Genomic DNA, 23,846 nt, shown 5'->3' with positions numbered 1-23,846 from the left:
GCTCGCTGATTACGCAAACACTTGCTCATTCAGAAGCTGATAGCTCGCAGCCATTTAGCAACTATTTTTTCATTGCAGTGATAAGTTCATTGAGTTTCAACAGAGCTTCAACAGGACTTATGGTGTTAATGTCAACTTTGGTAAGTTTCTCTTCTATCTCTTTCCAACGAGGATCTGTTTCGAACAGAGTCATCTGAGGTGTCGCCTTCGGAACTTCCTTGATCTTTTGACGCTGTTCATTCTTATGCTTGTCTTTCTCCAGGAAGTGAAGAATTTCGTTGGCACGAAATACTACGCGATTGGGCATGCCCGCCAGCTGTGCTACATGTATACCAAAGCTGTGCTCACTACCACCTTCTTTTAGCTTGCGCATAAAAATGATCTTGTCGCCAACCTCTTTTACCGACACATTGAAATTCTTCACACGCGTGAGGTCTTCTTCGAGTTGATTTAACTCATGGTAGTGTGTAGCAAAAAGTGTTTTGGGTTTAAAGTCTTTATGATTGTGCAGATATTCAACAATAGCCCAGGCAATGGAAACGCCATCGTACGTACTGGTTCCTCTTCCTATTTCATCCATCAGAATGAGGCTGCGGTTACTGAGGTTATTCAGAATGCTCGCGGTCTCCGTCATCTCCACCATAAAAGTCGATTCACCTTTTGAGAGGTTGTCTGATGCACCTACACGGGTGAATACTTTATCTACCAAACCAATGGAGGCCGATTCTGCTGGAACAAAACTTCCCATTTGTGCAAGCAATACAATCAGTGCCGTTTGTCTTAGCAAGGCAGATTTACCCGCCATATTCGGACCGGTAATAATCATTACCTGCTGCTTCTCACTATCAAGGTATACATCATTCGGCACATAGCTTTCGCCTGCGGGCAATTGCTTTTCAATAACCGGGTGTCGCCCTGATTTTATATCGATAATCAACGACTCATTTATTACCGGCCGGGTATATTTATTGGCATGTGCCACAACCGAAAACGACAACAGGCAATCTAGCTGTGCCAATACACGCGCATTCTGCTGTATATGTGGTATAAATTTAGCGGCCTCCAGAATAAGGGCATTGTAAATGCGTTGCTCGATTGCTGTCAGTTTCTCTTCTGCATGAAGAATTTTCTCTTCATATACCTTTAGTTCTTCCGTGATATAGCGCTCGGCATTTACCAGCGTTTGCTTGCGAATCCAATCGGCCGGAACTTTGTCTTTGTTGGCATTACTCACTTCAAGGTAGTAACCAAATACTTTGTTGAACGATATCTTGAGTGAATTTATACCGGTTCGCTCTACTTCGCGTTTCTGAATTTGCAGCAGATAGTCTTTACCAGAAAAGGCAATCTTTTGAAGTTCATCCAGCTCGGTATCTATACCTTCTTTAATAAGACCTCCCTGGTTGCTAACAATTGATACATCTTCACGCAACTCACGCTCAATCTTGTCAACCAGCGTATCGCATAGATGAAGTTGCTCGCCCATCTTTAGCAAACTTGAGGCTGAATGCGCGCTCAATAATTGTTTGATGGGCTCGATGCACTTGAGTGATTTTTTCAGCTGAACCATTTCGCGCGGGTTGATACGGTTCACCGCTACCTTCGAGATCAGTCGCTCAAGGTCTGAAATTTGTTTAAGCGGGTCCGCGATCTTTTCCGTCAGCGCAACATCCCCGAAGAAAGTTTCTACAATGGAAAGACGTTCATCTATAGCAACTTTTTCTTTTAGAGGAAGAATCATCCATTTGCGCAGCTGACGCGAACCCATGGGGGTAAGTGTCTGATCAAGGATTTGTATCAACGGAACACCACCTTCATGCTGTGTATGGATGATCTCAAGATTGCGAATGGTAAATTTATCCAGCCACACATAACGATCTTCATCAATACGCGAAATGGAAGTTATATGCGAAGTGTCTTTGTGCTCAGTTTCTTCCAGGTAGTGAATAACAGCCCCGGCCGCAATGATGGCTTCACTGTAATCCTCCACACCAAAACCTTTCAACGAAGCAGTTTTAAATTGACTAGTCAGTTTTTCGTAAGCATAATCATATCCATATACCCATTCATCCAGGGCATATATACTATACTCTTCACGGAAGAGCGATTCAAACTTTTGTCGCGATTGTTTACTGAAGATGATTTCAGAAGGAGCAAAGCCCTGAATCAGTTTAAGTATATAGGTTTCGTTACCTTGTGCTACATAAAACTCGCCTGTAGATACATCTAGGAATGAAACACCCGTAGCATCTTTTCCGGAGAATACAGAGGCAAGAAAGTTATTCTGTTTTCGCTCCAGCACATTGTCGTTGAATGACAGACCGGGCGTTACCAATTCCGTTACTCCACGTTTTACAATTCCTTTTACAAAACGAGGATCTTCCAACTGATCGCAGATAGCCACGCGATGCCCTGCACGAACAAGTCTTGGTAAATATGTATCCAGAGAGTGGTGCGGAAAACCTGCCAGTGCTGTTTCAGAAGCTGAACCATTACCACGCTTGGTGAGCACAATTTCAAGCACTTTGCTTGCAGCAATAGCATCCTGGCCAAAGGTCTCGTAAAAGTCGCCTACGCGAAAAAGTAAAAGAGCACCGGGGTACTTCGCTTTAATAGCATTGTATTGCTTCTGTAACGGAGTTTCTGTTGAGGTTTTTGCTTCAGCCATGATCGGCAAAGATAAAAAAGTGGACTATCCACGACCGACCATCAACTGATTTTTTTAAGCTTATGCAACAGCTTCTGTGCGAGATATCGTTAATGCCTCTTCCAGATCAGCAATGCGCTGCTGGTATTCTCTTTCTTTTCGGGCCAATGCCTCTTGCGTGGCGGTGAGCTCTTCCAGATTCTGGCGCATTTCTTCTTCGTTAGAGCGCAATTCTTCTGACATGGTCTGCGCCTGCTGCAACAACTTTTTAGTGCGCTGATTTATTTTATGATTGGAAATGAAGGATGCTAGTGTCTCACCCAGCTTCTCCAGCAACTCACGGTGATGGTCTTCCAGTTCGTGGAAAGAAGCTATTTCTAAAACGGCTTCTATGGACTGCGTTGTTTTTATCGGAAGCACCAGCAGTACATGCGGTGGCGCATCGCCTAACCCTGACGTTATCTGAATATAATCTTTGGGAACTCTCTTCAGATAAATAGCGTGCTTTTCAATATAGGCCTGCCCTACAAGTCCTTCGCCAGGAATAATGGTTTTTTGCAGAAACTTTTTTCGCTCAAAAGCATAACTGGCCACTAACTGTAACGCTGTTTTGTTATCACGTTCTTCCACCAAGAAAAGTCCGCCCTGATTTACTTTGAGATATTTTATAACTGCTGAAAGCCAGGTTTCATATATATTTACATCGTTATCGGCGGCTTGAAGAACTGTGCTCAACTCTGCAACGCCTTTGGCCACCCAGCTTCTGGCGTCATCTTTTTTCCTGGCATCTTCCAGCTCGCTCAGTGTTTTCCGCAGGCTCTCTTCATTTTTCCTTAAACTTTCGGTTTGCTGAAGTGCTTCATCAAGCAATCGCTTTGCCTTACGATCGTATTGATCGCCCATGCTAAAAAGAAAACCACAGGCAGCAAGTATAATAATGGTGAGCACCGCTACATCTTCGGTTATAATACCATAATACTTATTGTTGATTTTGAGTGATTCTACATCAACCCCTAATACTTCGTGAATAATGTTGTACCCAAATCCCAAGAGAATGATAACAGAAACAGCACCAATCATTAGGCGCTTCTCCGCAGCCGTGAACATAGCAAAGGGCAATGCGGCCGATCCTACAATGATCATACGCGGAGTAGCATAGTGCAGTATATCTATTGCGGATGGATCACCAAATTTTTGTGAAATGTTAAGGATGAAAAGACCAACTCCGGGTATAAGACACGTTATAAATCGCGACAGCCCTGTTAATTCCAAAGAGTTAAAAAACCAGATGCTTCCTGCTACCAGCAGCATACCGATCAGGGGTATAATAGAAGCGTTGGGGCGAAAGAGAAATGCCACCAGGAAAATTAAGGTAACAAAAACTATTAGCAGCGCGAACCGGTTAGAGAGAATTATTCTTCGTTCCAATCGAAAGTCCTGATCTTGAGCAATGCCGAGGTAGGATATCTTCTTCCAAAAGTTATACATAGTCACAGCGGTTTACACAACCTGTGCCGAATATACTATTATTTGAGAAAATACACACGTATTTTTACCACCTATAGATGAAAGTATATTTCCATGAAGAAGTTAAAACTAGACGAGCTCGGAAGAATCTCGGTAGATGAGTTCAAAGACGCAGATAAGCTTTCCGTTTGCATTGTGCTGGATAACATCCGAAGTCTTCACAACGTTGGCTCGGCTTTTCGCACAGCCGATGCGTTTCGCATAGAAAAGATTTACCTGACGGGCATTACCGGCACACCACCTCACCGCGAGATTCAGAAAACGGCACTGGGTGCCACCGAATCGGTAGAGTGGCACTATATTTCAGAAGCTGCTGATGCTGTAAAGCAACTGAAGGCCGATGGATATAAAATCATAATCATTGAGCAGACAACAGAAAGTATAGCGCTCCAAAGTTTTATACCGGCGGCCAATGAAAAATACTGCCTGGTTTTTGGTAACGAAGTTAATGGCGTAAGCGATGAAGTAATCGAACACGGAGATATAGCGATTGAAATTCCGCAGATCGGAACCAAACATTCGCTCAACGTTTCAGTTTGCCTGGGTATTGTTACCTGGGAAATTTTCAGAAAAGTTATTCTGAAATAAACACAGCGGTTACGCCAGCATCTGCATGATATCGTCCTTCGAAAGCTGTTTCATAAAGCTTTCTTCCGTGGTAATCAGCTCGGTAGTAAGTTTCAGTTTGCGCTGTTGCAGCATGAGAATCTTCTCCTCCACCGTATTGCGCGTAATGAATTTATAGGTAAAGACTTTTTTCTTTTGTCCGATGCGGTGCGCACGGTCTACGGCCTGTGCTTCTACAGCCGGATTCCACCATGGGTCGAGTATAAATACATAGTCGGCTTCCGTAAGGTTAAGACCCAAGCCACCGGCTTTTATAGAAATTAGAAATACCTTCAGGTTTTGATCTTTATTGAATCGATCTACCTGTTCCTTGCGATCGGTGCTCGAGCCATCGAGGTATGCAAAGTCAATCTTGTTCGCTTTGAGATATTGACGCACCAGCTCAAGGTGTTTTACAAACTGACTAAACACTAGCACCTTATGGCCTTCTGCCATCGCGTTCTCCAGCATATGGGTTATATCTTCATGCTTGCCCGAATTGCCCTGATAACCTTGTTCAATCATTTTTGGGTGGTTGGCTAACTGGCGAAGTTTGGTAAGGCCTTCCAATATCATGAAACGGCTATTGCCTAACCCTTCTGTTTCAATCAGGTTAAAGATCTTTTCCCGATATACTGACTTTACTTCTTCGTAGCGTTTCTCCTGTTCCGGTGTCATGGTAGAGTATTGTATATTCTCTACTTTCTCCGGAAGCTCGGTTGCTACCTGCGATTTGTGTCTGCGCAAAATAAACGGTTTAATTACGGCATGCAGCTTGCGCGAACGCGACTCATCATTCTTCTTCTCAATCGGGTTTTGATACTCGTTTCTGAAATAGGTTTGTGGGCCCAGTATACCCGGATTTATGAATGACATCTGCGACCAGAGATCAAGCGTTGTATTTTCAATCGGTGTACCCGTTAGCACCAGCTTGTGTCGGGATTTCAATTCGCGTACCGCCTTCGAAATATTGGAAGTCGGATTCTTGATCACCTGCGATTCATCCAATATAATATAGTTGAAATAGAACTGTTGTAATAGCTCTATATCCAACCGGGTTATACCGTAGGAAGTAAGAATAAGATCATACTTTTCGAAGCGGCTGATGTCTTTATTGCGAAGTGTGCCGGTATAATTCAGTATCCGCAGATCAGGAGTAAATTTACTGGCTTCCATCTCCCAATTGTAAATGAGTGATGTAGGCATAACGAGTAAGGAAGTGCCGGAACCGGCTTCCTTTTCTGCCAATAGCATGGTGAGCGTCTGCACTGTTTTTCCAAGACCCATGTCATCGGCAAGGCATCCGCCTAATTTATACTCTTGCAAAAAGCGAAGCCAGTTAAAGCCAGCTTTCTGGTAAGGACGAAGTTCGCCTTTAAATCCTACTGGCAGCGGATAATCTTTTATACCACTGAATGAGTTTAACGAACGAAGCTTTTCACTTAAATGGACCTTTGCTAAATTTCCTTCCTCCAGTTCTTTTACAAGATTCAGGTGATGTTTACGCAATACCGGCTTTTCATTATCGGCATCGGTCTCACTCAGCGAGAAGAGATCAGCATATTTGGTGAGCCATGCCTCCGGTATAATCGCAATCTCTCCGTTTGGAAGTTTAAACTCCACCTTTCTGCGCATGATTAACCTGCGCAATTCCTTGAATGGAATTTCAAACTCACCAAAGCGAATCTTTGCATGGATATCAAACCAGTCTATGTTTTCTTTTACCTCAACTTCAATAACAGCTTTTCCAACGAAGTACTTTTTATCACGACTTTCCGGCTGACTTACTTCAAAGCCGAGATTGAGCAGATTAACACGATTTTCGTTGAGCCATGAAAATGCTTCCGACTTTGGTATCGCCACACGAAAGCCTTTCATTGGCAAGCCAAGCTTTTGCAGGGTATGAAGGAAATTGCGCTCTATATCGGTAAGTCGTGTTACGCGGTGAAATATATAGCCATCGTTACCCTGCTTTTCCATTGTTACACTCACTGGCCCGATGTTGTCGCCACGAAAGCGATGCTTGCCGTATTTGAAAGAAAGATCAAATACGATTTTACCCGCTTCATCACTTGTATCTTCCGGTGGAGCACCTGCATCAAACAGTGAGGGTGCTGCTGAGGCTTGTGCTGTGTGAAGCTCCGAAAGTGTAAGTACCGGGTGCGGATCGTATACCGTTTTGTTGATCTCAAAGCCGTTAGCCTCCACATCATCAAACGAAGCAATAAGCGGCGCTACAAAGCGATTGTAATAAGTTTCTTCTACGTTCTTGGGTATTACTACAAATTTTTTCGAAAAGAAAGGAATCAGCTTTTTCCCATCTACGTACTTCTCAAATCCGTAGAGATTGCCATTTAACACCATCCATGCAGGATTCTTGCAAATGAGATAAGCCGATGGATTGGGCAGATCGAGTTTCTTTCCCTGATAATATACAGTAGGAAAATAATTGGTTTGATCGTTTGTGCGCATGAAGTGAAACTGGATGGTAGAGCGTTTTTCCAGTACTTCAATTTTCTTCCAGGTAGGTTCACCATCATTACCCATCTCGAAGAGCTGTTTACCTTTCATCTTCTCGAGTATTTTGGCCCTTCTTTTTTCGAGGTAATCTTCAATCTGGTCCTGTACGAGTTCGTTGCCTTTTGTCTTGTCGTATATTTTACTGAAAAACTCTTCGGGCTTCATAAATTTGGCCGAGAACTTTTTTACGATCATCTCCTGCTGCATGGAGTCCATCAGCTCGATTAATTCGAAATCACGATCGTCCAATCCTTTCGAAAATTCACGTGCATTTTTAGTCGATATATTTTGATGCTGGTACGTGAGCTTCCCTTTATCATCGAGATGAACAATATAGGACTCGAAAATAAAGCCCAGGTATTCGTGCTGGTACAACGAATAGATGATTTGAAATGGCTGTGAAGACGATACTTTCATGCAAAAAACGGTTTTTTGATGAAAAAGGAATCCGAATATTACGCATAAACCTTATAAGAAAAGACGCATTTCCTTGAAATAAGGTACATAAATCTTACATAATGGACCAGTGTTAAAACAATAAAATATTTCAGCGAAGAAATAGGCTGGCAAAAACTTGGTAGAATCAGAGTTGTTCAGGCGAAACGAAGCGTGCTGCCTGCACGGCCGGGCGTGACGAAATAAGAAAAGTGATAACCGTTACCACGCCAAGAGTTGCTGCAAAATCAACCCACGATACTTTAATCGGGTAGCCTTGCATAATGGCACTTTCCATGCCCATGGAAATGATACCGAAATTGAGCTGTATCCAGCAAAAAATTCCGCCAATAGCGAGGCCAATCAACGTACCGATAAAAGCTATCAGTGCACCTTCTGCCAGAAAGATATTCCGAATCAGTTTTTGATCTGCACCCATCGAGGCAAGAATAGATATATCTTTCTTTTTGTCTATCGCCAGCATCATTAGACTGAAAAATATATTGATCGACCCAATGGCCAGTAAAAGTGTAAGCGATAAAAACGTAAAAAGCTTCTCTATTTTCAACAAACGGTAAAGGTCTTTGTGCTGTTCTTCCTGGTTCAAAACATTAAATTTATCTCCCAGTACTTTTCTAAGTTCTTCTTTAACCTCATTGATGGAAAAATGATCTGCTATTTTTATTTCGAACGATGTTCTCTTGTTACCATAATTGAAAAGCTCTCGGGCAAAATCGAGTGGCACCAGCACATAATTCTCATCAATGTATTGAATGATTGAGAATACACCTCCCGGAACAATGTTCATTCGCGAATACATTTTGGATGGATCGGTGGTGCCTCCTTTTACATCACGGATATAGTATATCTGCATGGCAAACATCGGATCGTCAACTGCCAGTGTCAGAGTATTGCTGATGCCTTGACCAACCAGCGCGTAGTTTATCTTTCCTTTTTTCAATTGCAACTTGCCCTGTGTGATATTCTCCTGCGGAATGCGATTCTGCTCAATAAAATTATCGCTTACGCCTTTTAGTGTTACAATCTGGTTGGCATCGCGGTAGTGAACATAGGCATAGTCTTCTATCACCTCCGTCACAAGCTTAACGCCTTTCACGGCTTTGACTTTTTTCACTAGTTTATCAGAAGTCTGAAATGACTTCCCTGTGGCAGCCTCTATTTTAATTTCCGGATCAAACGAATCGTTGAGCGATCGCAGCAAATCTTCCAGGCCATTAAATACCGAAAGCACAATGATCAGTGCAGCCGTACTGAATGCCACACTAATAATGGAGAGAATTGATATAATGTTAATGAAGTTCTTCTTCCGTTTGGAAAGCAGATAACGTCTGGCGATGAAGAAGGGAAGATTCAATCAAACAAAATTTTAACCGTGCCGATGCTACTAGTCTTTGTTGGTTGGCGGAATGTTCAGGTTGCGGATAAGCTCATCCATACGCTGTGCATTTTCCTCCACTTCATCAATATAGAAAATAAGTTCAGGAATGATGCGTACCTGTTTTCCAATCTTCTCTCCCAATGCGCGTCTGATCTCTTTTTTATGTACATTAATCTTTTCAAGCGTCTTCTGCTTGTCTTTGGCCAGCATCATGCTGATGTATATTTTGGCAACACTCAAATCCGGGCTTACTTTAACATCTGCAATGGTGATAAAAGCATTGTCCAGAATGCCCTTCTTATCGCGTTGAAAGATATCGCTTAGCTCTTTCTGGATAAGTTTGGAATATTTTAATTGTCTTGTTGAACTCATAATATGGGGATTATCTGGATGCGGGAATAGTTTTTACTTCCCTGTAATTCCACGACAAAGATGAAAAAACATGCGAATCATTTCAATCTTTAAAACCACTCCTCTATTTTTCGAACTATTTTAAACCCATCAGACATTGCTCCGATACTTTCGAATAAATGATCCGTACCGGTTACTCGGGTTGTTGGTCATCATGATTGCAATCAGCCTTCCTCTCTTCCTGGATGCGCCTGCCATGACCTACCCTGAATTAAAAAGCATTTTGATAGGAGAAAAAGTTCATGAAGGAAACTCGCTATACATCGACATTATAGATTCTACTGCGCCGTTGGCGGGTTGGTTTGATGGTTTCTTTGAGTGGATCTTCGGCCGATCGCTTCTGGGTCGCCACATATTGGCTTTCTTCATCATTTTCTCGCAGGCCACGTACCTGGGCATTATTTTCATTAACAAAAAGGCGTTTGCCGAGAGCACCTTTATACCATCGGTCATTTTCGGACTACTTTTCTTTTTCTCGTTCGATACATTTTCTTTAACCGCTGAACTGCTGGGATCGGGGGTTCTCTTGCTGGCGCTCAACAATTTATTCCGACAGATCGAATTCCGCGAACAGGGCGATCCATTGATATTGGGCGTTTACATTGGTGTAGCCTCGTTGTTCAGCTTTTCATATTCTGTTTATCTCATCGCCTCGCTGGTTATCCTGATGATCTTTACCAGGAGCTCCGTACGCGGGTATTTGCTGTTGATCTTCGGATTTTTGTTACCCCACCTGATGCTGATGAGCATTTATTACCTGAAGAACGGTCTGCCGGCGTTGTGGGAATTTCACTACCTGCCCAATCTTGGTTTTGCAGCTGATCGTTACATAAGCACAAAAAGTCTTTGGATACTCGGCGCACTGCCTTTGCTCTTTCTGGTTGTTTCTCTGGTTATGTTGAATCGCGATGCCCGCTTTACCAAGTATCAATCGCAGTTAGTGCAAACCATGTTCTTCTGGATGATCTTTTCTTTTCTTCAGATACTATATTCAAAAGATCTTCGTCCCCAAAGTTTTATTACATTATTTCCCGCGCTGAGCTTTTATATCGCTCACTTCCTTTTGCTAATTCGTAGAAGAAAATTTGCGGAGATAAGCATTTGGATATTACTCATCGGCATAGTGTCGATTAGTTACCTGTCGCGTTACAATCACATTCCGGCCGTTCAATACTCTACGTTGTTTGTGAAGGACCACGCGTGGAGCAACGTGAGCAATAAAAAAGTATTGATGTTGGGAGATGAGTTCAATGTATACAAGAATAACTCGCTGGGATCTGGTTTTATGAACTGGCGGTTATCGCGCGAAATAATCGAACAACCTTATTATTACGAAAATGTAGTGCAGGTATATCATTCCTTCCAGAACGACAAGCCCGATGTTATCATCGATCCTTCCAATCTCATGCCGCATATCTTCGATCGCCTGCCGGCATTAAAAAATCAGTACACACCTGCAGGAGAAAATATGTACGAACTTAAAAAGCAGGTTAATTAATACTTTTGTCACATGATATAATCATTATCTGGTCTGATTTTATAGGCGTTGACATTTATGACGGATATACTTATTCTGGGGGCTGGCGCGGCAGGTCTTTCTGCAGGCCACTATGCAAGTGGTGCCGGTAAATCTGTAACTATATTAGAAGCGCGCAACCGTGCGGGTGGTCGCATTCATACACTGCATGAAGCTGGCTTTTCATTTCCGGTAGAAGCCGGTGCTGAATTTATACATGGCGATCTTCCGCTTACAAAGGGACTACTTGAAGAAGCTCGCATTGAATATTACGAAGGCCATGGTGCCACATGGAATGTTACGAATGGAAAGCTTCAGCACGGAGAATTCTTTGAAGAAGGTTGGGATGAATTTATAGAAGCATTGAAGGAACTCGATCATGATATGAGCATCAGTGCTTTTCTGCAACAACACTTCGCTTCCTCACAATACGATTTCTTGCGTGACAGTGTGATTCGTTTTGTGCAAGGTTACGATGCTGCCGATGCAAATAAAGCCAGCGCTTTTGCCTTACGTGAAGAATGGACAAGCGAAGATAGTATGACCGGCCATCGTCCTAAGGGCGGATATTCACAGATGATTAACTATCTGGTGGATCGCTGCAAAGCACAAGGCGTCACGTTTCATTTTAACAGCGTTGTAAAAGATATAACCTGGAAGACCGGTCTTGTTGAGGTAACAACACATTCGGGAGAACGCTATACTTCCGAAAAATTACTCATCACTATTCCCGTTGCTGTACTCCGATCGGGTGCAGTGAATTTCAATCCACAACCGAGCGAACATTTAGCGGCACTCCATAAGATTGAGACCGGCGGTGTAATAAAGTTTCTGGTCGAATTTCAGGAGGCATTTTGGGAAACTCATCAAAAGCCCGCATTTCGCGCCATGCCGGAATTGCATTTTCTTTTCTCCGATGCGGCTATTCCTACCTGGTGGACTCAAAAACCAGCACCTCAACCGTTGCTTACCGGGTGGCTCGCTGGTCCTGCTGTAAAAGAACACATGCTGGATGACAGTGTATTAATACAAGAAGCCATCCAGTCACTGGCATATTGCTTTGCCTGTACACCGGCTGAGCTGGAACAGCAAATCAAAAATATACTGGTTGTAAACTGGATAGCCGATCCCTTTTCGCAAGGAGCATACGCCTATAAAACGGTCGATACCCAGGCCGCACTGGAAATTCTTTCAATACCTGTTAATAACACACTCTACTTTGCCGGAGAGGCCCTTTACAACGGGCCGGCTATGGGCACGGTAGAAGCCGCCTTAGCAAGTGGCCAGGAGTCGATAAAAAAAATTCTTGCTTCATAAAAAAAGCCACCCTTGCAGGGGTGGCTCCAGGTAAGGTTAGGAAGAAACAAGAACTTACTTTTTGATTAATCGTTGCTTGGATATTTTACCATCTGCATTTACAGTAATGATATAAACTCCTGCCGGTATTCTTCTCATGGAGAAATCCAGGGTTACAAAAGATACATTCTGTTGCATCTCTTCCAGTACGTTATAGCCACTCATGTCTTGAAGAACCACTGATACATTGTGGCTGGTTGCATCCAGATTAAGATTCAGTTTGTCTGTAAATGGATTCGGGCTAACATGGATCGCATTTTCGTCTATTGACGCAGTTGCCGTTGTATCCGTTGTAAACTCGCTTTGTGCTGTTATTGTCTCATCGGCTCCCTCTCTGGCTGTGGTCTGTGCAGTAAGTGATATAATTTCAATACCATTCACCTGCGGATTGCCTACCGAGCGAACAAAGTCCAGATCAAGTGTACCATCGGTAACAGAAACCTGAAACGTCTTTTTTAAAGCATTCATACCGGCAGCAGCATATATATCCAGGTTGCTGAGCATTCGGTTATTTTCTGCGTTTACATGGAATACACGGGCACCAGCTTGTTTCACACCACCAGCGTAGGGAGATTCAGCGAAGTACAAATTTACCTGGTATGTTCCACTCTGCACGGGGAAGTTCCACTGCATGGCCGTTCCACCATAGTTTGGTGAGTAACGATTGGGTCCGAAAAGATTATTCGGTGCACCTGTGCTGTTTGTTCCTGACCAGTTTGAGCCACCCGATGTATAGTTCGCGCTCGCAGCATCGAGATATTTGGATTTACCTGCCTGTGTATCCGAAACCCAATCTAAAGGAGATGCACTGATTGCCGAACCGCCGGTATTAACGCGGTATATAACAGTTGATGTAGTAGCTGGAGGCTTTGAAGCTGTTGTATTTACTGTAACCACTACATCATCGTATGCAGAAGCACCAGCGTTATCTTTCACTGTGAGACGAAACGTATAAGTTCCCTGAAGCAATGCCGTAACATTCAATGTTGCAGTTGTTATGCTGCCAAGCGTTGCCGTTGGTCCGCTTACTTTTGTCCAGCTATAAGATGCTATACTCCCATCGGAATCACTAGCTGTACCGGTAAGTGAAACCGAAGTAGCAGGCAATGTTACCGTTTTATCCGCACCGGCATTTACGGTAGGTACTGCATTCGTAGAGGTACCCTGAAATTCGAATGCTCCAATATCGTATGCACCACCGGCAGGTCTTGCTTTACCATCGTAGTCTTTAGTAACTCCGTACGTTGAAACGCTGGTTCCTTTATTAAGCGCAGGCGATGTGCTCAGCAAATGATAGTCGAACGCAGTTGCGTTTGCAAACTTTGCATTAGCGATAGTAGTTTCATAGTAGTTGTTAAGCTCCTCCATCTTTACAGTTGGAGTTACCTTATTTACATACTTGCCTGATCCGGGGTGGACAATAATGTTGTTGATGAAGTGGTTCATGCTTACTCGCTCTGCGGCAATCTTCAAACCATTATCACCAGGATTAATTACCGTATTGTTGATGAACGTAAAGCCGGGGCCGAGTGTGCCACTGGTCGTAGCATCGTCACAATATATACCATTAGCACCTGCATTAATCACAACGTTATTATAGATCTTATTATCTCCTTTACCTAGAACTATAATACCATTACCAGGCCCATTCTTAATAACGTTGTCATACATAAGACCCCCGGTGCCCAAGCCAATTTGTATGCCGTTGTTCTGATAATTTGCAAATGGATCCTGACCGAAGAGCTCTACATTGTTTCCGTATATCTCACAGCCGGAGGTTGCACAACCCACCTGAATAGCTTCCGCTCCCGAGTTCTTGATTTTATTATTGAATACTTTACATCCGATAATATCGTGTGGATATAATGTTGTACCGGAGCAAGATGAGTTTCCAGTCCAGCCGTTGTAAAAAGAGTTTCCTATATACATACCTTCACCGCTCACATCGTGTACATAGTTATCATGCACAGATACATTGTACATGGTGAAGTGCCCACGGTTAGCGGTAAGATCGCAGCGGGGATCTGTTTTCACCATTATACCGGCAAAACCAGAACCAGGAATTTCAACGTGATCGATTTCTACATCAGAGCTAAGGTCTGTTACTACAAAAGAGTTTGATCCGCTTTTGGCAGCCTTCGCACGAATACCATAAGTATAACCAGCATCACCTGTTCCTGTAATTCTAAAATAACGACTGTTGGAAAACCACAATGCGTAACCTTTATCAGAGTTCGCTACATTTACCAGGCCTCCACAATTTTTGATAATAATCGGCTGAGCTGCCGTTCCCTGAAAATTAGCAAACCGTATAGTACTTCTGTTACCAGCTTGAATACAAACAACATCACCAGGTTTAATACCTAAAGCTTTTCCATCAACATTTGTTTCATTTAGGCCTACTGTATACTTACAGTTACAGCTTTGCGCCCATGAGAATTGTACATACAAACAACCAAACACCACTAAGACAATTTTCACAATCGTTTTTACCTTCATGATTTACACCCAGGTTTTTTTAGTTTACTATGATCAGCACCTTGCTGACATCCATGAAAAATGACAGTGCAAAAATATTCTCGCGGAGAGAGTTAATTTTTTCCCATATACCTATGGACTTACATGCGAGAGAGTTTTGCAGAGATTATGGCTTCAACTAAAGACGGGTAGAGCATCAAGCAATTTGAGTATTTACATTCACACTCAACTGCATTTCATGATATACTTTGGTAAATCAATTATGAGCTCTTAAAAAGATTAAAACAGGTTTTACAACGGATACTCTACACTAAATATTTTAATGCTGTTTTATCGATGAAGTCAGAGACAGAAACTATAGTTATATTTTTATAGGGGCGCTTGTGGAATATTTTCGAAGAGTAAAAGTTAAGTTGCTATATATAGCAGACGAATAGACATGACAGTTGTATCAAGTGTTATTATTGTGTAAACAGTTACTCAGAATTTTTTTTAATAATTTTTTCAAGGGCTTGTTAAAAAATTAATCCAGCGCTTATATTTTACCCAGGTTGAGGAAAGAATTGTGGAACAATCTTTTAGGCGTTTTTTTTCGAAATCAATCAATATATCTAAAAACAGTACAGGCAATTTGGATTATTTGACAGCACTGGGTCTAATGCAGTTCAATAAATAAAAAGAAAAAGGATACAATAGTTTGAGGTGTGATTCCTGCTGTAAAATGTAGTATAGTTAATTATAGCCTAACAAAAATCGAAATGCTATTAGCTATAATAGCCCGGATATATACTTCTTTGAAAATAAATACTATAGTGTATTAAAAAAGCCTGATGCAGAGCATCAGGCTTTGTACCCAGAGCGGGACTTGAACCCGCACGACTATTACTAGCCACAGGATTTTAAGTCCTGCGTGTCTACCAATTCCACCATCCGGGCAGAACTCCAGCACCCTTTGTCTCGGACTTTGGTGCTAAATAAAAAAGTGTGAGGGTTCTCACACTTTCTTTGTTTTGTTCGAGCGGGAAACGAGACTCGAACTCGCGACCCCGACCTTGGCAAGGTCGTGCTCTACCAACTGAGCTACTCCCGCTTATTTGGGCCCTTTGTTTCGTAAAGGGAGTGCAAATTTAAAGCTGATTCACAAATTTCCAAATGGGTTCGTTACAATCAAGCAGATTTTTTCAATTCCTCTAATTCTTTTCGAAGTTCAGCAGCATGCTGTTTATTCTTAGAGTGCTTGATGTGCTTAGGTACTTCCCTCAGATCTGAGATTAATCCTATAGCCTGAAAACTACGCAGCACATAATAGGTTATATCTATTTCCCACCAGAAAAAGCCTTGGCGCGCAGCTACTTCGTAATAATGGTGGTTATTGTGCCAACCTTCTCCCAATGTCAACAATGCCAACCAGATGCTGTTGCGTGATTCATCGTTCGACTCATAACGCTGCGTGCCAAACTTGTGCATGATTGAATTTATAGAGAATGTGCCATGGTACAGGATTACGGTACTTAAAAAGAATCCTACAAATAAAGTTGAAAATCCGGCAGTGGTAAACATGGCCAGAATACTTCCTCCGTTCACAATTCCACCCAACGCCATTACAACTAAAGCAAGAATAGTAGGCGGCACGAGGTAATGTTTATTCAGCCACATTAGCTCTGGATATTTAGCATAATCGCCAATGGTTTTATAATCCGTTTCTTTAAAGTCCGGACCAACAATCCATCCTATATGTGAATACCAGAAACCGTAGATTTTCATTGAATGAGGATCAGCCGGAGTATCGCTGTGGCGGTGATGATGGCGGTGATGCGCAGCCCACCAGAGCGCTCCTTTTTGAGCTGATGTTTGTGCCATAAAGGCAATCACAAACTGAAACCAGCGTGAAGTTTTATACGATTTGTGTGCAAAGTATCTGTGATATCCTCCTGTTACCCAGAACATACGCGTTACATAAAGCACAGCACATACCGTCCAATCAAACCATGTTGCGCCTGTCCAGATCGCTCCCAGTGGAACAAGGTGCACGGCAAGAAAAGCAAGCTCCTGTACAAGGATCGGTTTTCTGCGCACCTCAGGTGTTAATGTTGTATTCGTCATTGGTCTTTATAACTAAAGATTCAGGAAATAAATTTCAACCGCATCCAAATCGGAAACAAAGTTAACCGATAATTGAAAAAGGATTTTAAACGTGTAATAAATTCTTGATTCGCAAACAACTGTATGGTAGTTATTTGTTTGTATTCTTTCCGACGAGATGAATATGACGGCCCGATTTTGGTTGTTATCTTGCATGCCCATTTATAAGGGAATGAATCAGGCACAGACCATAGCGCTTTATCAACCGCTTCTTCATACTATCGCCTATAATCTGGTGAGGTGTAAAGAGGATGCTGAGGACATTGTGCAGGAAACTTTTGTAAAGTGGCTAAGCATTGATCAAAAACCGATCGACAATACAAAGGCCTACCTGGTTCGCGCCGTTACCAATAATTGTCTTACGCACTTAAATTCTCTGCGCAAGAAAAAAGAGGAGTATATGGATAACGTTTCTGAAATGATCAAACATTTCAAGGAAACAAATCTTGCTCATCTTGACATGGACGCTGCCATTAAAGTGTTGCATGCCAAACTTGAACCACTTGAACGTGCGGTATATCTCCTCAAAGAAGTATTTGACTTTGACTACGAAGACCTTCAACATACGTTCGACAAGAAAAAAGACCATTGTCGACAACTTTTCTGCAGAGCAAAAAAGAAATTAAGCGAGGAAACTTCTAAAATAGATTTGCCCGATACCTCAAAATTATTGGAAAGTTTTCGCAACGCCTGTCATTTCGGAAATGCTACAGAATTGATCCAGGAGCTCAAAAAAGACATTGCAGCGGCTATAAGCAAAAAATTCTGATCTTTTTTCAAATCTTCTGTCACAGAATTTCAATTCATCAGTCTTACATATCAGGCTCGCAATAGCGAGCGTTAAAAATTTATTTACCTACAACCAATTGCACACATGATTGTCATTTTTGCATTTTTTATCGCACACTGGTACCTCTCCCTCTTTTTCCAGACTTTTTTTCTGCATCGTTATGCTTCGCATAAAGCATTTACGATGAACAAAACGACAGAAAAAATATTTTTTGTGCTCACCTGGATATTCCAGGGTTCTAACTATCTGAGTCCTTATGGTTATGGTGTAATGCACCGCATGCACCATGCTTTTGCCGATACTGAGAATGATCCACATTCTCCGAAGTATGATGAAACAATCTGGAACATGATGTGGAAAACCAAAACCATCTACTCGCAGATTTCGAATCGCCAAATAGTGGTCGATAAGCGTTTCACAGAAGGAGTACCTCAGTGGGAAGCATTTGACAAGTTTGCACGCTCATGGCCTTCAAGAATTTTCTGGGCTGCGGTTTATACGTTCATGTACATTCAGTTTGCGACAACGTGGTGGTTATGGTTGTTGTTGCCAATTCACTTTTTAATGAGTCCTATTCATGGTGCCATTATTAACTGGTTTGCGCATAAGTATGGTTACAGGAACTTTGAAGTAGGCGATACTTCCATGAATTTCTTACCAGTAGACTTTTTAATGATGGGCGAAAGCTATCATAACAATCACCACAAAAATGGAAATCGTGCAAACTTTGGAGGAATTCGCTGGCATGAAATAGACCCCACCTACCTCGTTATTAAGGTGTTGGATAAGCTGAACATTATTCAGCTGGCAAAGCGAAAGGAAGTCACTATCGAAAACGTTCAGAAGGCGGCTTAAACAAATTGGTTAAAAATATAAAAAGCCTCCTGGTCTTGAATCAGGAGGCTTTTTGTTTTCTAAAAAAATAACTTAGCAGTGGTTTGCCTAGTGGATCTGGTCAGAAAGAAATTTAGTTGAAGTAAAGAGAAAGAGACTAAGAGAAGAGCTCTCTAAACTATAAAGTGTGGTGATGGAGGGAATCGAACCCCCGACACAAGGATTTTCAGTCCTTTGCTCTACCAACTGAGCTACATCACCGGGAAATTTTGCCTGCCAGCTTTGTTCGACAGGGGCACAAAAGTATGTAAATTTATATTCGGTGCAAAACCCTAATCGAATTTATTGGAATTAATGGAATAAGGTTATTATCGCGTATGATTCAACAGATCGTTTTTATACTCACCTTGGGAGGCGCTGGCTGGTTTATCTGGAAACGCGCCAGTCGGATACGTGCCAATATAAATCTGGGCAAAGACAAGGAGATTAAAAATAATCCTGACCAGCGCCTGCGGAATATGATTCTTGTGGCATTCGGCCAAAAGAAAATGTTCAAGCGACCTGTTCCGGCATTCCTCCACCTCTTAATTTATGTTGGGTTTATTATCATCAACCTGGAAGTCCTCGAATTTATAATTGATGGCCTGGCAGGGACACACCGCATTTTTGCTCCCTTCCTGGGCGGTTTCTATACTTTCCTGATGAACTTCTTTGAGTTTCTGGCGGTCGGTGTTCTGTTGGCCTGTGTATTTTTCCTTATCCGCAGAAACATATTAAAGCTAAAGCGATTCTGGGCATCTGAGCTTGCTGGTTGGCCACGCCTGGATGCCAACATCATTCTTTGCACGGAGATCATTCTCATGCTGGCTATTCTTACCATGAACGCAACCGACCAGGTTCTTCAGCAAACCAACGAGCATTATGTTAATACCGGAAAATTATTTTTCAGTTCCTTCCTGGTACCGCTATTCCAACATAAACCAGAAACAATGCTTGTTTTCATTGAGCGATTCGCCTGGTGGTTTCACATTCTCGGCATTTTAGGTTTTGCCGTATACGTTACGTACTCCAAGCACCTTCATATTTTTCTGGCGTTTCCCAATACATACTTTGCCAACGTCGAGGCTAAGGGCCACATGAAAAATATGCCTGTAGTGACGAATGAAGTTAAAATGATGCTGGGTATGGCAGAAGCCAACGCTGCTCCTCCTGCAGAGCCAGGCCGATTTGGAGCAAAAGATGTTAATGATCTGGCTTGGAACAATCTGCTAGCAGCCTACTCTTGCACAGAATGCGGCAGATGTACTTCCGAGTGTCCTGCAAATCTTACAGGTAAAAAACTTTCTCCACGCAAGATAATGATGGACACACGTGATCGCATGGAAGATGTAGGCAAGAGTCTTGAAAAGGGTGGCCCTGGGTTAGAGGATGGAAAATTCCTTTTGGGCGATTACATCACCAAGGAAGAGATCAATGCCTGCACAAGTTGTAACGCCTGTGTTGAAGCATGCCCTGTAATGATTAATCCGCTTGAAATCATTTTAGAGCTAAGACGCTATGTAGCGATGGAAGAATCCGGCTCGCCAGCATCCTGGAACTCTGTTTTTCAAAATATAGAGACGAATTTTGCTCCCTGGAAATTCTCTCCAAGCGATCGATTCAATTGGGCACAGGAGGAAAAATAAAATCAACGATATTCAGTAACGATTAATACAAGCATGACTGTACATACCATGGCCGACATGGCCGCCAAAGGTGAAACTCCGGAAATACTTTTTTGGGTAGGCTGTGCCGGATCGTTTGATGACCGATATAAACGCGTAACAAAAGCATTTGTAAAAATTTTAAATGCACTCGATATAAAGTTCGCAGTGCTAGGCACGGAAGAAACCTGCACGGGAGATCCGGCCCGCAGAGCTGGAAACGAATTTCTGTTTCAGATGCAGGCCATGAGTAACATTCAGGTACTGAATGGCTATGGTATCAAAAAGATTGTAACGGCTTGTCCTCACTGTTTCAACACCATAAAGAATGAGTATCCTGATCTGGGTGGTAACTATGAAGTTATTCACCACTCTACATTTTTGCAGGGGTTAATCAATGAAGGGAAAATAAAAGTAGAAGGCGGAGCTTTTAAAGGGAAAAAGATAACCTATCATGATTCGTGTTATCTTGGCAGGGCGAACGCTATCTATGAAGCGCCCCGCTCTGTACTGGAAGCACTCGATGCCGATTTGGTTGAAATGAAGCGATGCCGAAGTACCGGCCTGTGCTGTGGTGCTGGTGGTGCACAAATGTTTAAAGAACCTGAAAAAGGCAACAAGGATATAAATGTAGAACGCACTGAAGAAGCGCTTGCAACCGGTGCCTCCACCATTGCTGTAGCTTGTCCGTTTTGCATGACCATGATGAGCGATGGCGTTAAAAACAAAGAGCGCGAAAGTGATGTGAAAGTGAAGGATCTGGCAGAACTTATAGCAGAGGCCAGCGGTTTAAAATAAATAACGCTCCGCGAGTGAGCGTGTAAAGATCAAAGCGCATGTATATACCGTTCAACTCACTTCCGGCTCAATCGAGAATCTGGATTTACCAGTCTGATAAAAAATTCACGCCTGCAGATATTCAAACAATTTCGCAGATGCTTCAGTCGTTTACAGACAACTGGCAAGTTCACGGCCAACCAATGGAAGCATCTTTCGATATCCGTTATGATCAATTTGTTATTCTTGCTGCCAACGATCAGGCAAGCGGTTGCTCGATCGATAGCTCGGTTCGTATTATGAAAGAGCTCGGCTCGACGATTAACGCAGACTTTTTCAATCGCACCAAAGTTGCCTTTCTCATGGCTAACGAAATTGTACTTCTTGCCACCACAGAGTTGAAGGAGAAGTATAGCGAAAGAAGCTGGAACCATCTTACGCCAACCTTTAATAATCTGGTAGACACAAAATCGGCGTTGGCAAAAAACTGGCTTGTGCCTGCAGGTTCCACCTGGTTAAAACGCTATCTTCCCCAGGAAACTTTAGCTGGTTAAAGCCAGATAATTTGTAGCTTTAGCATAATTATAAAAGCGGTATGAAGTCAGTATATTTTTCGCTCATCACGCTTCTTCTCCTGGTAAGTGCCTGTAGTACGGAGAAGAAAGCCAGAAAGGCCTTCGCTGTGGGCAAGTATCAAAATGCCATTGCACTCTATAAAAAAATGGGCAACAACCCGAAAGCCAATTTTTTTATTGCTGAATCGTATCGTTTGTCCAACAGGCTGAAAGAGGCCGAGCCGTTTTATGCTAAAGCCGGAGGAAAAGGCATCGATAAAGATTCTATCCAATTTTTTTATGCCCAGTCTTTAAAGGCGAATGCCAAATACGAAGAGGCGAAAAAACAATATGAAGCACTTGCTTCGTCTACTGAAAACATCCCATTGAAAGACCGTGCCAGGATTGAAATGAATGGTCTTGCTTATCTGGCCAAGCTAAACGAGACGCAAAGTTACTACAAGGTTAAGAACCTGGAGACGATCAATACAGGCGCCAGTGAATACTCACCAGTATATCTGAACAGTGAATTATATTTTACTTCTTCGCGTGGAGATGGTAAGATTTACGAAGCAGAAGGCAAGCCTTTTACTGATTTATATAAGGTAACTACCAAAGGTGCCAATGTTGATATCAATACGGTGGCAAAATTGCCTTCGGGTATAAATGACGAGGTTCGTAATGAAGGCTGCGTTACGTTTACTCCTGACGGCAAAACGATGGTGTTTGCCAAAGGCAATTCTGAAAAGAAGAAAGGTGGAGGCGCAGATGTAGACCTCTATATTTCGCGCTACAGAAATAATGTATGGACGGAACCTGTTCCGGTCAACATCAATACACAATTCAAAAATGAAAGTGATGCTGACGCCAAGAATTTCAGTTGGGATTCTACTCCTGCTTTTAGCCCCGATGGCAGAACGTTATATTTTGCCTCTAACAGAAAAGGAGGCTATGGCGGCACTGATTTATACTCGGCACAAATGGATTCGCGCGGTCGGTTTACGCGTGTGAGAAATCTTGGCCCCGAGATTAACACACCTGGCGATGAGTTGTTCCCGTATGTTGCGGAAGATGCAAAGCTATATTTCGCATCTGATGGCCATCCGGGTTACGGAGGTCTTGACTTGTTTGTGGTGAAACGTGCTAACGGAAAAACTGTCATCGAAAATCTTGGTCAGCCGATGAATTCCGTTGGCGATGACTTTGGAATTTTTCTTTTTAAACCAGACCGTGGATTCTTTGCTTCTAACCGTGATGGAGGTAAAGGGGATGATGACATTTATACATTTGTAAATGAAGACCCGAACCTGAAAGTTGTCAATTACTACCTCCAGGGTATTACCTACACGGAAGACAAAAATCAGAATCGCCAGATTCTTCCTAACACAAAAGTTAGTCTCCTGGATGCCAAGGGTGATGTGATGCAGGACTATACCACGGGCAACGATGGAAAATTTCTTTTCCGTGTGTATGAAAATGAAGACTACAACCTGGTAGGAGAAAGTGATGGCTACCTGGTAAAACGCCAAACCTACACAATGCGTGGTAAGGGAGTAGACCCAACTACATTAAAGGACTTGATCACAACAATTACAGTGGATACCGTTCTGGTGCTGGACAAGATCGAGATAAACAAAGTCTTTATTCTTGATAACATCTACTATAATTTTAACAAGAGCGATATTCGTCCAGATGCGGCAAAAGAACTGGATAAGCTCGTGCAGTTGCTTATCGATAATCCGGAAATTAAAATTGAATTGGGATCTCACACTGACAGTATCGACACAGAGGATTATAACTTAAGGCTTTCACAAAGACGTGCCGAGTCTGCCGTGAATTACATTGTGCAGCATGGTATTGCTCCCGATCGTATTGTTGCTAAAGGTTACGGTGAATCAAAACCTATTGCACGAAATACAAATCCGGATGGAACCGATAACCCGGTAGGTCGCCAGCGAAACCGTAGAACAGAATTTAAAATCCTGGCTGTAAATGCCATTGCCAAACCGATTGAAGACGAGGAACAGGATGAAGAGGACAAGTATTTTAAAGACAATTAATAATCTTCTCGGTAGCATTTTCTATAAAAAAACTCAACAGGGTGCCGTACGGCATCCTGTTTTATTTTCATTCTTTTATTAAAGGTATTAA

16 protein-coding genes and 3 tRNA genes are annotated in these 23,846 nt (G+C 42.5%); 9 read left to right on the top strand and 10 right to left on the bottom strand.

Features of this window, described 5'->3' with window-relative positions:
• Window positions 1-61 precede the first annotated feature (61 nt).
• Together mutS and V7Q33_RS00700 are read right to left on the bottom strand one after the other, a co-directional pair.
• A complete protein-coding gene (gene mutS / locus V7Q33_RS00705; RefSeq protein ID WP_333818593.1) occupies window positions 62-2,668 on the bottom strand; it encodes a DNA mismatch repair protein MutS in 2,607 nt (868 codons plus the stop codon).
• A gap of 60 nt (window positions 2,669-2,728) precedes the next feature.
• Window positions 2,729-4,135 (bottom strand): GAF domain-containing protein, encoded by a 1,407-nt coding sequence (locus V7Q33_RS00700; RefSeq protein ID WP_331978940.1) that lies wholly within the window; start codon window positions 4,133-4,135, stop codon window positions 2,729-2,731.
• Between the two features lie 93 nt (window positions 4,136-4,228).
• Here V7Q33_RS00700 and V7Q33_RS00695 point away from each other — a divergent pair, with 93 nt between their 5' ends.
• Window positions 4,229-4,762, top strand: a complete 534-nt coding sequence (locus V7Q33_RS00695) for an RNA methyltransferase (protein ID WP_333818592.1) — start codon at window positions 4,229-4,231, stop codon at window positions 4,760-4,762.
• Between the two features lie 9 nt (window positions 4,763-4,771).
• Here the strand turns inward: V7Q33_RS00695 and V7Q33_RS00690 are convergent, their stop codons facing one another.
• The 3 genes from V7Q33_RS00690 to rbfA all read right to left on the bottom strand — a co-directional run bounded on the left by V7Q33_RS00690 (window position 4,772) and on the right by rbfA (window position 9,506).
• Window positions 4,772-7,717 (bottom strand): DEAD/DEAH box helicase, encoded by a 2,946-nt coding sequence (locus V7Q33_RS00690; protein WP_331978936.1) that lies wholly within the window; start codon window positions 7,715-7,717, stop codon window positions 4,772-4,774.
• Window positions 7,718-7,883: 166 nt separating this feature from the next.
• The gene (locus tag V7Q33_RS00685; protein WP_333818591.1) at window positions 7,884-9,110 is read right to left on the bottom strand and encodes an ABC transporter permease; all 1,227 of its coding nucleotides are present in this window, start codon (window positions 9,108-9,110) and stop codon (window positions 7,884-7,886) included.
• Window positions 9,111-9,140: 30 nt separating this feature from the next.
• Entirely contained in the window at window positions 9,141-9,506 is a 366-nt protein-coding gene (rbfA, locus tag V7Q33_RS00680) for a 30S ribosome-binding factor RbfA (RefSeq protein ID WP_333818590.1), read from the bottom strand.
• A 136-nt stretch (window positions 9,507-9,642) separates the two neighbouring features.
• Here rbfA and V7Q33_RS00675 point away from each other — a divergent pair, with 136 nt between their 5' ends.
• Both V7Q33_RS00675 and V7Q33_RS00670 read left to right on the top strand, forming a co-directional pair.
• Window positions 9,643-11,043 (top strand): hypothetical protein, encoded by a 1,401-nt coding sequence (locus tag V7Q33_RS00675; RefSeq protein ID WP_331978930.1) that lies wholly within the window; start codon window positions 9,643-9,645, stop codon window positions 11,041-11,043.
• A 57-nt stretch (window positions 11,044-11,100) separates the two neighbouring features.
• Window positions 11,101-12,378: a flavin monoamine oxidase family protein gene (locus V7Q33_RS00670; protein ID WP_331978929.1), complete on the top strand. Its 1,278-nt coding sequence runs from the start codon at window positions 11,101-11,103 to the stop codon at window positions 12,376-12,378.
• Between the two features lie 54 nt (window positions 12,379-12,432).
• Here V7Q33_RS00670 and V7Q33_RS00665 read toward each other — a convergent pair whose 3' ends face one another.
• The 4 genes from V7Q33_RS00665 to V7Q33_RS00650 all read right to left on the bottom strand — a co-directional run bounded on the left by V7Q33_RS00665 (window position 12,433) and on the right by V7Q33_RS00650 (window position 16,998).
• Window positions 12,433-14,916, bottom strand: a complete 2,484-nt coding sequence (locus V7Q33_RS00665; RefSeq protein ID WP_333818589.1) for a PKD domain-containing protein — start codon at window positions 14,914-14,916, stop codon at window positions 12,433-12,435.
• Between the two features lie 829 nt (window positions 14,917-15,745).
• Window positions 15,746-15,831: transfer RNA gene (locus tag V7Q33_RS00660), tRNA-Leu, on the bottom strand.
• An 81-nt stretch (window positions 15,832-15,912) separates the two neighbouring features.
• Window positions 15,913-15,985, bottom strand: a tRNA-Gly gene (locus V7Q33_RS00655).
• A gap of 77 nt (window positions 15,986-16,062) precedes the next feature.
• A complete protein-coding gene (locus V7Q33_RS00650; RefSeq protein ID WP_331978925.1) occupies window positions 16,063-16,998 on the bottom strand; it encodes an acyl-CoA desaturase in 936 nt (311 codons plus the stop codon).
• Between the two features lie 193 nt (window positions 16,999-17,191).
• Here V7Q33_RS00650 and V7Q33_RS00645 point away from each other — a divergent pair, with 193 nt between their 5' ends.
• Together V7Q33_RS00645 and V7Q33_RS00640 are read left to right on the top strand one after the other, a co-directional pair.
• Window positions 17,192-17,806, top strand: coding sequence for a sigma-70 family RNA polymerase sigma factor (locus tag V7Q33_RS00645; protein ID WP_331978923.1), 615 nt, complete (start codon window positions 17,192-17,194; stop codon window positions 17,804-17,806).
• Between the two features lie 105 nt (window positions 17,807-17,911).
• The gene (locus V7Q33_RS00640) at window positions 17,912-18,682 is read left to right on the top strand and encodes an acyl-CoA desaturase (protein ID WP_331978921.1); all 771 of its coding nucleotides are present in this window, start codon (window positions 17,912-17,914) and stop codon (window positions 18,680-18,682) included.
• Window positions 18,683-18,849: 167 nt separating this feature from the next.
• On the opposite strand, the gene V7Q33_RS00635 is transcribed toward V7Q33_RS00640, so the two are convergent.
• Window positions 18,850-18,922 (bottom strand) — tRNA-Phe (locus tag V7Q33_RS00635).
• Window positions 18,923-19,038: 116 nt separating this feature from the next.
• Between V7Q33_RS00635 and V7Q33_RS00630 the strand changes: the two genes are divergently transcribed.
• From V7Q33_RS00630 to V7Q33_RS00615, 4 genes are read left to right on the top strand one after another with little or no spacing between them, the layout of a single operon-like run.
• Window positions 19,039-20,346, top strand: coding sequence for a (Fe-S)-binding protein (locus tag V7Q33_RS00630; RefSeq protein ID WP_333818588.1), 1,308 nt, complete (start codon window positions 19,039-19,041; stop codon window positions 20,344-20,346).
• A 33-nt stretch (window positions 20,347-20,379) separates the two neighbouring features.
• Entirely contained in the window at window positions 20,380-21,162 is a 783-nt protein-coding gene (locus V7Q33_RS00625) for a (Fe-S)-binding protein (RefSeq protein ID WP_331978917.1), read from the top strand.
• Window positions 21,163-21,200: 38 nt separating this feature from the next.
• The gene (locus V7Q33_RS00620; RefSeq protein WP_331978916.1) at window positions 21,201-21,695 is read left to right on the top strand and encodes a hypothetical protein; all 495 of its coding nucleotides are present in this window, start codon (window positions 21,201-21,203) and stop codon (window positions 21,693-21,695) included.
• A gap of 41 nt (window positions 21,696-21,736) precedes the next feature.
• Entirely contained in the window at window positions 21,737-23,755 is a 2,019-nt protein-coding gene (locus V7Q33_RS00615) for an OmpA family protein (protein ID WP_333818587.1), read from the top strand.
• Window positions 23,756-23,846 lie beyond the last annotated feature (91 nt).

The organism is Ohtaekwangia sp. (assembly GCF_036786105.1).
Classification (GTDB): Bacteria; Bacteroidota; Bacteroidia; order Cytophagales; family Cyclobacteriaceae; genus Ohtaekwangia.
Note: the sequence above shows the minus strand (reverse complement) of the source record. Positions and strands in the feature narration are given on the sequence as shown.